Raw genomic sequence first — 11,907 nt, 5'->3', positions numbered from 1 at the left:
CCCCCACCACAGGGAAAGCATCTCATAGAAATTCGAAAGAAGCCGGATTCGGATTGACGTTAAAACCATCTCAACACCCTTATTAAAAAGCTAAATAATAAAAGCCTAAAACTGTCAGTTTTCAGGGATTCCACACAACTTGACAAAGAGCCCTTTTTTTTCATGCCAAAATTCGAATAGGACTAGAATTTTAGCAAAAAACGTGATAAACTATACAATGTATTGGGTGTACCCCAAAAAAATAAGAGGAGGCCGTTTACATGGCAATCGTTTCAGCAGAAAAATTTGTTCAAGCAGCTCGCGATAATGGTTACGCAGTTGGTGGTTTTAACACAAACAATCTTGAGTGGACTCAAGCTATCTTGCGTGCGGCAGAAGCAAAACAAGCTCCAGTATTGATCCAAACATCAATGGGAGCAGCAAAATACATGGGTGGTTACAAATTGGCTAAAAACATGATTGAAAATCTTGTTGAGTCAATGGGAATCACTGTTCCAGTTGCGATTCACCTTGACCATGGTCACTATGAAGATGTTCTTGAGTGTATCGAAGTTGGTTACACTTCAGTAATGTTTGATGGTTCTCACCTTCCAATCGAAGAAAACCTTGAAAAAGCTCGTGAAGTTGTTAAATTGGCACATGCTAAAGGTATATCTGTCGAAGCAGAAGTTGGAACTATCGGTGGTGAAGAAGATGGTATCATCGGTAAAGGTGAATTGGCACCAATCGAAGATGCAAAAGCTATGGTAGAAACTGGTATCGACTTCTTGGCAGCTGGTATCGGTAACATCCACGGTCCATACCCAGAAAACTGGGAAGGTCTTGCATTGGATCACCTAGAAAAATTGGCAGAAGCTGTTCCTGGTTTCCCAATCGTTCTTCACGGTGGTTCAGGTATTCCTGATGATCAAGTTGTTGCAGCTATCAAACTTGGTGTTGCAAAAATCAATGTAAACACTGAGAGCCAAATCGCTTTCTCAGATGCTACTCGTGCATTTGCTCGTAACTACGATGCAAACGAAGCAGAATACGATAAGAAAAAACTCTTCGACCCACGTAAATTCTTGGCAGACGGTATCAAGGCTGTTCAAAGTACAGTTGAAGACCGTATTGAAGTATTCGGTTCAGCTAATAAAGCTTAATTAGCAGAAGCAATCTAGAGAGTGGGGGAGCCCCTCTCTTTTCTTTTTATTCGCAAAAAAACGGAATTCCTTTCAAAAATCTGAAAGAAATTCCGTTTTTTGTTTGGCTCTATCATTTTTTGCCCTAATGGAGGAAAAGATTGATTAGTCCAAGAGGATAAGCCCATCTTCAACTCTAAAGGGTTCTTGGATGTTGATCCGGTCATAGAACATGACACCGTTAATATGGTCGATTTCATGTTGGACGACAATCGAGTTGTAACCTTTGAGTTTGATCCGATGTTTTTCCCCGTGTTTATCGAAGTATTCTACCGTAATGCGCGAGTTGCGAAGAACATAGCCAGGTTTGTCTTCATCCACAGATAGGCAGCCTTCCCCATCTTTGAGGGCTGCTCGTTGGACGGAGTGGGAGACAATTTTGGGGTTGTAGAGAACTTCTTGCAGGCTGTAGGCTTCCTTAGGAGGCTCTCCGTCTGGGCTTTCTGGATTAGGGACGAGAACAGCAATGATACGTTTGCTGATGTTGACTTGAGGAGCAGCTAGACCAACGCCCCCGCGCAATCCCATTTTTTCAGCCATCACCGGATCCTGGGAATTTCTTAGAAATCCGAGCATTTTTTCACCCAGAATGATTTCTTCATCACTGAGAGGGAAGGTTACTTCTTCCGCTTTCAGACGGAGGGTGGGATGGCCGTCACGGATAATGTCATCCATATCAATCAGGTGTGATGACCGTGTTAATCGTTTTATTACAGACATGCGTTTCTCCTTTTCTTTACGTTCTACTATATCATAATTGGTCTGCTTTTTTGAAAAAATCAACCAGCTTTTTTGGTGCGGTGTTTGTCCCGGTTCCGCCAGGCTTGATAACTTTCCAAGATATCGAAAAGTAGGCAGAGGCTAGCGAGCAGGTAGAGAATCGCTTGAAAATCTGGAATCAGCCCCCAATGACTAAGGGAAAGAGTACTGTAAATCAGCATCCGCATAAAATAGACTGATCCAATTTTTTCATCATGTATTTCCCTTGTTTCTAGTCTATCTTTTTTGTTTGTAAAAAGCTAATAAAAACTTGTTTGCATTTTGAAAATAAAAAACGAATGGATAAGTAGAAGGAGGTGCAGATGGAGCAGAAGCAATGGCTTGCTTGGGAGCAGGCGACAAGGGAGGAGCGGAGTCTCCTTCTGAAGCAGATTTCTACGCAGGAAGCAAGGGTGTATGTCCGTTATCTACGGGAGCAATGGGATGTCTTACCGGCTGACTTGGGCCAAGAACTGGCCATTTTTTTAGCTAGTATGCATTACCAATTGGAACTCGAGTTGTTGCATTTGGAAGAGGCAGGGAGAAAGGACAGTTCTGCCTACCAAGAATTGATGGATTTTTATGGAATCTCAGGATTTTTGACAGGGATGGAGGAGCCGAATGAAGAAACTGCGATGGACCATGCAACTGCTATTTCTAGTTCTGGCTAGTATGGGCCTCTTTTTTATCTACCGTGCCCAGTCCTACCAAGCCCTGCCTAGTCCTGTGAAACATTTGGTCGAGGCAGAGCCACTCAAGGATCGGCGAAGTTTGCAACAAGGAAAGGTGGAGGGCTTGGTCCTGTACTACTCCAAGCGTCCTAGTAGTGTGGAAGCCCAGTTGGAACTGGAGCAATTACTGAAGGACTTCCGCAAATCCAAGCGGACGGTGGATTTATCCCATGAATTTTTACCAGAAGACTTGCAGGGTTACCGAACCATTTATTATTTAGGAGAGGATTTGCTGCAACAAGCGGAGCTCCAAGTTTCCTTAAAGACCTGGGTCGAGGCAGGTGGTCAGTTGTATATTGGCATGCCCCAGGCTAGTGAAGAGGATTCTAGTTTTCAAAGCTGGTTGGGGGTTGCGTCTGGGACTAGGGAGAATCAAGTGGTTTCTTCGATTAGTTTGGAGAAGGATGTGATGCTTGGAGGTTCGGGTCCCTTTGTAATTGCCCATCCTTTTGATTCGGCTTGGGGAGTACAGTTGGATGCTAGTTGTCGGATTCCTGCTTGGGATACGAAGACGGAGCTTCCCCTGATTTGGCAGAAGGAGGCAGGAGAGGGCCAACTGGTGGTGATGAATCTGGGAATCTATGACAAGGTTTACCGAGGAATTTATAGTTTGGGCCTATCTTTGATGGATCCGGTGTATCTTTATCCAGTGATTGATGCTGGGGTGGTCTATTTGGATGATTTTCCAGCCCCTATTAGTGAATCCGAAAAGATTTGGATTTCAAAACAGCGCCAAGAACCGTTTGATCAGTTTGTGCCCAGGACCTGGTGGCCCGCCATGCAGGCTCTCGGAAAGGAGTTACAGCTTGTTTATACGGGTGCTTTGGTGGCTAGTTATAACAAGCAGGTTCATCCCCCTTTTCCCCTCCTTTTGCCTGACTTGGAGACTTTGGAGTTGGGGCAAATGCTTGTAAAGCAGGGTGGAGAGTTGGCCTACCATGGTTATAACCATCAACCTTTACAAGTGCAGGCTTGGGAGCAAGCTGTGCCCGAGGCCTATGTTTCTTGGCCCCAGGAACGAGCCATCCGAGAGTCCTTACGTAGTTTGGAGCAGTTGGTTACAACTTATTATGGTGGACAAAAACCAAGTGTCTATGTCCCGCCATCGAATATTTTGAGTCCGGAGGGGCGTAGGGTACTCGCTTCGACTTTACCGGATTTAAAAGGGATTGCTTCGACCTATTTTCCAGGGGAGGGAGCCTACGCCCAGGAATTTGGTCTAGGCACAGATGGTCTGCTGGACCTACCACGCTTGGTTTCGGGGATGGATTGGGATGATTTTGATAGGTTGGCGGTTTTTTCAGAATTAAATACTCACTTTGTCAATAGTCAGTTTATCCATCCCGATGATATCTTGGATCAGGCCCGTAGTCATGGCAAGAGTTGGGAGGAGCTTTTCAGAGCCTATCGCAGCTCGATGCAAGCCTTGCAGGGATCTGCGCCAGATCTCGATTTTGTGGGAGCCAGTCGGTTTGCAGCTAAGGTTGGTGGATTTTTGGCCTTGACCTTACAGGTGGATGAAGGAAGTGATTTTTTGGAGTTGACCTTAGGTCATGCAGAAGGTACTCGCTCCTTTCTTTTGCGCCAAAATAAGGGACGAAATTTGCGCGTGACGGGTGGACGAATCAAACAAGTGGCCAAACAGCTTTATTTGTTGGAGACAGATGTAGAGAAGGTGAGGGTTGAATGGGATTCTTAGGGAAGCAGGCAAATTCAGTGATTGTTTTAGTGGTGGAGGGGGCCTATCCGTATCGGAAGGGTGGATTGTCTAATTGGATTCAGGATTTTATAGGAGGGATGGAGGGTTATCAATTTTATTTAGTCACGATTGTGGATAGGCCGGAAACTTGTGGGACTTTCGTCTATGACTTGCCTGCCAATGTTTTTGGTTTCCAGGAGTTGGTTTTGGAAGGGGAAGATTTAGAGGAGCTTCCTCCACAGTGGGCACTAGGGTCGGATCCTAGTCGGTGGTTGACGGAGATTTTGGATGCTGATGCCTGGGATGTGGCTAGCAGTCGCTGGGCCCTACAGACACCACAGGTCTTTAGTCAGCTCTTTCAGTGGATTAAGTACAGTTATCCCAAGGCCCCTTTTTTACCCCTTTACCGTCAAATTCGGTCCCTTTTTGGAAATCTCCTGGGCTTGTTGGCACAAGTGAAGCTGCCAGTAGAAGCTTGCTGCATCCACGCCTTATCGACAGGTTATGCGGGTTATGTGGCTACTTATTTGTCCAGAAGGCTCACCTGTCCTTTAGTCCTGTCTGAGCATGGTCTTTATCTTTTGGAAAAAGAAGAAGTGCTGAGTCGTTCCCCCCAGTTGCTAGCAACCCAAAAGGACTGCATTCGTTGGTTCTTTCGGGAAATGACGCAGATTAGTTACAGTCAGGCCAGAACTGTAACAAGTCTGTTTCAAGGGGTGAAAAAACACCAAGTCCAATTGGGTTGCTCTGCTCATAAGTGTCAGATTATCCCTAATGGCTTAAATTGGGAGGACTGGCGGCAGTTCCAGATAAGAGAGGCTCGTCAGAACCCACGAATAGGAGCGGTTCTTCGCTGGACACCCCTAAAAAATGTCTTAGAATTGCTGTTTATCCATGCTGCCTTGTGCAGACAAGGTTATCCTGTAACGCTGGTCATTCTAGGAGCTGTTGAAGATACAACCTACTGGGACGTTTGCCAGAGAGCAATCCAGCGCTGGGAGATTCCAAATGTTGAAATTTTGGGTCACTGTTCCGTCCAGGAGCATTTGCCAGATTGGACCTGCTTGCTTTTGCCGTCCTTGTCAGAAGGACAGCCCTTGGCTATTCTTGAAGCGATGGCTGCCGGTCTTCCTTGTGTAGTCAGTGATGTTGGCTCCTGTCGCCAGTTGCTTGGCCAAGGGGTGGAGGGAATGGAAGTTGCCGGATTTTGTATCCGACCAGGGGATCGAGCTGGATTTATTGCGGCTTTGAGACAGATTTTGGACAATCCAGAATTGGGGATTGAGATGGGACAGGCAGGTCGGCGTCGGGTTCAAGCCTGCTACCAACAGGAGCAGGTTCTAGCAGCCTATCAAAAAATCTATGAGGTGGAGTGAGTATGCGGAAGATTTGTAGCCAGGGATTGCGTGCTATGCAGCTCCTACTAGCTCTTTATGGGAGTTTTCTGTTATTCCCTGTGTTTTTACTATCCTTCAATCAGGTGCGGACCTGGTTAGGCCTCGGACAAGTAGGAGCCTTTCCCCTGTTCTTACCACTTTTGAGTTATGGTTTTTTAGGAGTCTTTCTGAGTCAGAGTTTCGTGCGACCTTGGATTAGTCGTGTACGCTTGGCTTGGTTTTTGTCCAGTGTACTGGGACTTGTTGGTCTCCAGTCGGTTATTCTGGGAGCTTATCTGTTTTATTATGACCGACTGAATCTCGAGACGGTTCTCGCCCTGTTATTGTTGGGAGCAGCCCTTTCTTCTCAGCTTTTGCGGGAACGGTTGGGAGCGAAGCTAGACGGGAATCGGTATAGCCGTCAGCTGTTGGGGATTTTTGGCTTGGTTTTATTGTTCTCGCTCCTGATGTGCCTGTTAGGGTTTGTTTCTGCTTTGGCCCTGGGTTTGGTCTTGCTGTTCCTATTAGATGCCTGCTTGTTATGGGGGCAATTGGAAGGGGGCCCTACTCTGGTAGCCGTACCGGCTAGACAGGCTTGGCTAGGTCTTTGCTTTTTTGGTGCGATTTTGTTGCCCTTGATCGTGATCTATTGGTCACCGCTGGGGCAGGACTTTGCTCCTGGTCTGCGTCTAGCCCCAGTTTACGATCAGGCTGTATTGGTTGCGCTGTTGGTTTATCTCTTGTTTAGTGCCCAGTGGCTAGGGTTTAAGGAAGCTTACTTTTCTCCAACTTGGCAGGATCTTGTTGGTGGCTTGAATGGCAACGCTTCGGTTCAGTCTTTGGAAGCTTTTGAAAGTTCGTGTCAGAAACGGATGGATGTCTATCTTTGTGTGTGGTTGTTAGAGTTTTTTCTCCTTCTGGCAGGTTTATGCCTTTATTTGACAGCTCATCCCTTAAACTGGGTTAGTTATTATCTTACTTTGTTGCTGCCGGCCTATAGCTTGCTGCAGTTGTTACAAGTTTTCCAGTCCCTTTTTCAGGATCTCCTCCAATTTTCTTTTGTTTGGCGCCTAGTAGCCTGTTTTTGTGGCATTAACGGACTTTTTGCTGGCTTGTCAATTTGGTTAGGGTTTTTTTACTTTGGGCTTGGTTTTTTACTGGGGGCTGCTTTGGCAGTTGCCTTGGCTTACCGCCAGTATGAGGGGCTCAGAGGTCAGTGGCTCTACGCTATTGTTTCCTATTATGAGGCGGCGTGATATAATTTGAGAAAGGAGGGACGTTATGCGTTTGGATCGCTATTTAGTAGAAGTTGGTCTAGGTTCTCGTTCAGAGGTCAAACAAGTTATCAAAAAAGGACTGATCAAAGTTAATGGTAAGGTTGAAAAAAGTGCGAAGACGCAGATCCGGGAAGGGCAAGACCAGGTCCACTATCAGGATCAGGAGTTGACTTACCAAGCCTTTTATTACTGGATGCTCAACAAGCCTGCCGGAGTCCTTTCGGCTACGCAGGACAGTTCCAGCAAGACGGTTTTAGACTTATTAGCGCCAGAAGATTGGCGTAAGGATCTATTTCCAGTGGGACGTCTGGACAAGGATACGGAAGGGCTCTTGCTTTTAACCAATAATGGACCCTTGGCCCATGCCCTCTTATCTCCCAAACGGCATGTAAGCAAATTGTATCGGGCTTTAGTGGTCGGGGAAATGACGGTAGAGGACCAGCAGCGTTTTGCAGAGGGAATCGCCTTCAAGGATTTTACCAGTCAGCCTGCTGAGTTAGAAATCCTAGAGAGTGGTGAGGGACGTTCGGAAGTTCTGATTCGAATCCAGGAGGGGAAATTCCATCAGGTTAAGCGAATGGTGGCAGCCTGTGGAAAGGAAGTTACTTATCTGGAGCGTCTAGCCATGGGGCCCTTGCAATTGGATCCGAATTTGGCAAGAGGAGCTTACCGGCCTCTGACAGAGGAGGAATTGGCTCTTTTTGAGGATCTAGATCTGCCTTTGTAGGCTGAATGATTTTAGTTGACAAACAAAGAGGACCTTGATAGAATGGGAATGTCCATAAGGATAGAGACCCCTTCTTGGTGGTGGGCTTGCCAGTCCCTCGCACTCGGATGGGGAAGAAAAAAGGAGAGAAAAAATGGCAATCTCAAAAGAGAAAAAAAATGAAATCATTGCACAATATGCGCGTCATGAAGGTGACACAGGTTCTGTTGAAGTTCAAGTTGCAGTTTTGACTTGGGAAATCAACCACTTGAATGAGCACATCAAAGTGCACAAAAAAGACCATGCTACTTACCGTGGTTTGATGAAAAAAATCGGACGTCGTCGTAACCTTTTGGCTTACCTTCGCCGTACAGATGTTAACCGTTACCGTGAATTGATCCATTCATTGGGACTACGTCGTTAATCAAAAAACTGCTTGCGGGCAGTTTTTTTGTTGCGGAAAACACCTGGATGAAAATCGGTTCTATAATAAGTTGTGTGGAAAGCTTTCTCTCCATGCAACTTTTTTTGTAATTCAGAGTGCAAAAAAAAAAGCAATTCCTAGTAAACTGATAAGTGGAAAAAACATCAGAATAGGAATTGCTTTATATGGACTATAATACTCAAAAATTACTCGGAATTCAAGACCTAGACATTACTTTTAAAGAAGAATGGCATAGTTTTCGTAAAGATAAACGCAATCGGATGTCCCAAATCATCGAAGGTTCTTTGGAGAAACGTCCAAGCTATTGCCCTAGCTGTGGAGTGGCCTGGGAATCTACTAAAGATGTCTATGCTCATGGCACGACTCCTAAAAAGCGTAAAATCCAGTTGCCAGAGATTGATAATAAGCCGACTTATCTAGAACTAACAATTCACCGTTTTAAATGCCGTCATTGCTCTGTCGTATCCGCCAATCATCTCCCTAACTATTTTGTTAAGAAAAGGAAGAGTATTTGTGTCAGACTCCACCTCAAAATTTTGATGGAATTAAAAGATACGACCAATAGTAAGAAGATTGCTTCAATCTGTAAAACGGGCTATCAGATTGTCTACCAAACATCATTAAGCTTAGCTCATTATGTGAAAAAGCTGCCACCAAGCCCCCTCCCTCGAGTACTAGCCATTGATGAGTTTAAGGCCACGAAAGATTGCGAAGGATCGATGGCCTTTATCGCTATGGATTGGGAAAGCGGTCAAATTCATACGATCCTAGATGACCGCCGGAGTCATAAGCTGCTAGAATTCTTCAATGGCTATTCCTATGAAGAACGCTGCAAGGTGGAGTTTGTTGTTATGGATATGAATGCAGCCTATGATTCAATGGTGAAAAAAGCTTTTCCTGAGGCTCAGATTGTGATTGACCGTTTTCACATTGTCCAACATTTGACCAATGCTTTCAAAACGGTTCGGATTCAAGAAATGAATAAACTGAACCGCTATTCTGGTGAAGAAGCTAAAAAATACCGTCGTATCAAGCGTTTGTGGAGACTTCTGCAAAAAGACTATGGTTGTTTATCATCTGAAGCTAAGTATAATCCCCTGTTTAATCGTTATGTATCAGCACAAGATATAGCTTTAGAACTGGCCAATTATAGCCCTGTGTTGATGGAAACTTGGAACCTTTATCAACTGCTACTTGGATATTTTAAGGAAAGAAATGCGGACTACTTTTTTGACTTGATTCGAGAGAGCCAAAATTCAGAGCTCCTCCCTCAAAGCTTTCGTGATAAGCTAGCTTTTCTTTTAAAGAAGGAAGAATCTATCCGTCTAGCCCTTTCTGTGCCTTACAATAATGGCCTCGTTGAAGGAACTAATAATAAAATTAAGCTTCTGAAGCGCTCTGCTTTCGGCTATCGGAAACATGAGCATTTATTTGCCAGAGTTTACTGGATGCAATCTCCTGCTGTCCACTCTATCTAAAAATCCTCCCCTCTAAGGAGGGGAGGGCGTGTATCATAGGCTTCTGAAGAATTAGAAGAAATGCGCAACCTAGTGGTGAAAAGATTCCAAGCTTGCCAGCTTGGAATCGGGGGGAGTCGGGAAACTTCGGTTCCCGACTAAGGCATGGAACTCGTTAGAGGTCGCTGCCGTCCCCCACCACAGGGGAAGCATCTCATAGAAATTCGAAAGAAGCCAGGGTACAGTCATTAAAAAGCTACAATTATCAAATTCCATGACTATCGGTTTTCAGGAATTCCACACAACTTGCAAAAGAACCTGAAAATCCAGGTGTTGGGTCTTAGGTTTGGCCAAGTTCTTGGCTGTAGCGAATGATTTGTTGGACGGTGTCATCCAAGAATTGGATGGTGTCACGGAGGGGTTTTTCAGTGCTGAGGTCTGCTCCGAGGACTTTGGCAGCTTCCAAAGGTGGGAGGCTGCCGCCTAGTTTGAGGAAGTCTAACCAAAATTCGGGATCTTGGCTTTCTTTGAGGCGGAGGAAGCCGACGGTGGCTAGGACTAGACCAGCGGAGTAGGTATAGCTATAGAGGCCCATGTAGTAGTGGCTTTGGCGCATCCAGGTAAGGGCGGCATCGTCATCGATTTCGATAGCGTCACCCCAAAATTGGGTGAGGACGTCCTTCATGATGGCATTGAGTTTTTCCGCTCCAAAGACTTGGCCTTGTTCGATCAAGTTATAGACTTGGCGTTGGAAGGCAGCTTCCAAAAGATGGGTGATAAAGTTGTGGAAGTAGGTGTCTGTGAGGCGGTGTGCTAAGGCAAAGCGTTTTTGGCGTGGGTCTTCTAGCTCTTGCTCTAGTAGGTCACTCAACAACAATTCATTGAAAGTAGAGGGTGCTTCGACGGAGTAGGTAGACATGCTGGTGTTGAAGATGCTTTGATGGTTGTCAGAGAAGATAAATTGGCCAGAGTGTCCAATCTCGTGGATTAGGGTGTAGACATCGCTCATGCGTCCAGTCCAGCTCATGAGGACATAGGGGTGGACCTTGTAAGGGTCTGCGGCATAACCACCGGAGTCTTTGCCGGTGTTAGCTGCGAAGTCGACCCAGCGTTCTTCTTGGTAGCGTTTGACTTGGTCGACATATTCGGATCCCAAGGCATCAACGGAGCGCATGACGAGGTCGTAGGCTTCTTCGATGGAGACTTCTGGATTGAGTTGCGGATCCAAGTCCAGTTTCCAGTCGGCGAAGGTCATTTTGTCCAGACCGTTGATTTGGGCTACGTGTTTGACAAAGGTCCGAGCGATAGGGGCAAACTCGTTCATGATGAGATCAATTTGCCGGTCGAAGAGGCTGCGGTCTACTTCCTGTTCGGCTAGGAGATAGTCAAAGACGGAGTCGTAGCCCTTCATGTCGGCCATAATTTTTTCGGAGCGAACTTGCGCTAAGTAAGCTGCGGCAGCCGTTTCTTGGTGCTGGCGGAGACCCTTGGAGAAGGAGCGGAAGGAGGCTTCGCGTACAGCCGCGTCTTCGTGGTTTTGGTAGTAGTTTTCGTAGCTGATGAAGGAGTTTTTATAGGTTTTATCAGCAACAACAAAGTCTTCCATAGCATAGTCACCAGCTCGCATTTTGCTATAGATATCATGTGGTGCTTGGAACATTTCGCTGAGGTTGGCCAGCGTTTTTTCCGCCTCTTTACCCAGATAGTGGGCTTTTTTAATTTTGGCTAAGCGAAGGGGCTGGCTCAGTCCAGGTAGGGCTTCCAGCTGATCCAAAATGGCTGGCTCGGCTTCAAGGAGGGCCGCGTCAAAGAAGGCCAAACTGACTTGGGCTTGGGTCCCAAAGTCGGTCCCTGCTTGGGCGATTTGGGCAAAGTCATCGTTGCCAAAATCGGTGGTTTGGGGCATAAAGGAATAGGTGAGGATGTGGCTGATCTGAATTTGAGTCTGTTCCAGTACCTGGAAGGCCTCTTGGAAGTCCTCAAAGGTTTTTAGCTTGTCTTGATAGTTGCGTTGGAATTCGTCAATGTCCTGACTGGCTTTTTCGATGGCCCGTAGGAAATCCTCCCGATCTTGGTAGAGGGCGCTTAAGTCCCAGAGCTGATATTCCGGGAATTCTGAGCGGTGTTTTTGTTCCATAAATGTCTCCTTTCGTCTTTCTCTTAGTATAGCAATTTTTGCCCTGATTGTGGTAAAATAAAGGGGTCGGGGACTTTTGTGCAAAGATGAATCGAGCAGGTCCTGCTAGATTGATTTTTGTAGAAAATCCCCAATTAAA

The 11,907-nt window shown here is 45.9% G+C and carries 11 protein-coding genes; 8 read left to right on the top strand and 3 right to left on the bottom strand.

What is annotated here, in order from left to right; translation table 11 throughout:
* The first annotated feature begins 260 nt into the window (after positions 1-260).
* Positions 261-1,142 (top strand): class II fructose-bisphosphate aldolase, encoded by an 882-nt coding sequence (locus tag E5983_RS02610; protein WP_160332365.1) that lies wholly within the window; start codon positions 261-263, stop codon positions 1,140-1,142.
* Positions 1,143-1,286: 144 nt separating this feature from the next.
* Here the strand turns inward: E5983_RS02610 and def are convergent, their stop codons facing one another.
* Together def and E5983_RS02600 are read right to left on the bottom strand one after the other, a co-directional pair.
* Positions 1,287-1,901, bottom strand: a complete 615-nt coding sequence (gene def / locus E5983_RS02605; RefSeq protein WP_160332364.1) for a peptide deformylase — start codon at positions 1,899-1,901, stop codon at positions 1,287-1,289.
* Between the two features lie 59 nt (positions 1,902-1,960).
* Positions 1,961-2,128 carry a hypothetical protein gene (locus E5983_RS02600; RefSeq protein WP_160332363.1) on the bottom strand — a complete coding sequence of 56 codons (168 nt, stop codon included), beginning with the start codon at positions 2,126-2,128 and terminating at the stop codon, positions 1,961-1,963.
* A gap of 135 nt (positions 2,129-2,263) precedes the next feature.
* On the opposite strand from E5983_RS02600, the gene E5983_RS02595 reads away from it, so the two are divergent.
* The 7 genes from E5983_RS02595 to E5983_RS02565 all read left to right on the top strand — a co-directional run bounded on the left by E5983_RS02595 (position 2,264) and on the right by E5983_RS02565 (position 9,652).
* Positions 2,264-2,611, top strand: coding sequence for a hypothetical protein (locus tag E5983_RS02595; protein ID WP_160332362.1), 348 nt, complete (start codon positions 2,264-2,266; stop codon positions 2,609-2,611).
* Positions 2,562-4,370: a DUF2194 domain-containing protein gene (locus tag E5983_RS02590; RefSeq protein ID WP_160332361.1), complete on the top strand. Its 1,809-nt coding sequence runs from the start codon at positions 2,562-2,564 to the stop codon at positions 4,368-4,370. Before E5983_RS02595 ends, E5983_RS02590 begins: the two co-directional genes overlap by 50 nt.
* The gene (gene pelF, locus E5983_RS02585; protein WP_160332360.1) at positions 4,358-5,746 is read left to right on the top strand and encodes a GT4 family glycosyltransferase PelF; all 1,389 of its coding nucleotides are present in this window, start codon (positions 4,358-4,360) and stop codon (positions 5,744-5,746) included. The genes E5983_RS02590 and pelF overlap by 13 nt, the downstream gene beginning before the upstream one ends.
* A gap of 2 nt (positions 5,747-5,748) precedes the next feature.
* On the top strand, positions 5,749-7,002 hold the full coding sequence (locus E5983_RS02580) for a hypothetical protein (RefSeq protein WP_160332359.1): 1,254 nt from the start codon (positions 5,749-5,751) through the stop codon (positions 7,000-7,002).
* A gap of 25 nt (positions 7,003-7,027) precedes the next feature.
* The gene (locus tag E5983_RS02575; protein WP_160332358.1) at positions 7,028-7,750 is read left to right on the top strand and encodes a pseudouridine synthase; all 723 of its coding nucleotides are present in this window, start codon (positions 7,028-7,030) and stop codon (positions 7,748-7,750) included.
* A gap of 133 nt (positions 7,751-7,883) precedes the next feature.
* A complete protein-coding gene (gene rpsO / locus E5983_RS02570) occupies positions 7,884-8,153 on the top strand; it encodes a 30S ribosomal protein S15 (protein ID WP_135038137.1) in 270 nt (89 codons plus the stop codon).
* A gap of 185 nt (positions 8,154-8,338) precedes the next feature.
* Positions 8,339-9,652 carry an ISL3 family transposase gene (locus E5983_RS02565; RefSeq protein ID WP_160332357.1) on the top strand — a complete coding sequence of 438 codons (1,314 nt, stop codon included), beginning with the start codon at positions 8,339-8,341 and terminating at the stop codon, positions 9,650-9,652.
* Between the two features lie 319 nt (positions 9,653-9,971).
* Here the strand turns inward: E5983_RS02565 and pepF are convergent, their stop codons facing one another.
* Entirely contained in the window at positions 9,972-11,768 is a 1,797-nt protein-coding gene (pepF, locus tag E5983_RS02560) for an oligoendopeptidase F (RefSeq protein WP_160332356.1), read from the bottom strand.
* Positions 11,769-11,907: the final 139 nt, after the last annotated feature.

Origin of the sequence: Streptococcus danieliae, from assembly GCF_009767945.1 — a bacterium.
Classification (GTDB): domain Bacteria; phylum Bacillota; class Bacilli; order Lactobacillales; family Streptococcaceae; genus Streptococcus; species Streptococcus danieliae.
This window is presented reverse-complemented; position numbering and strand designations above follow the sequence as displayed.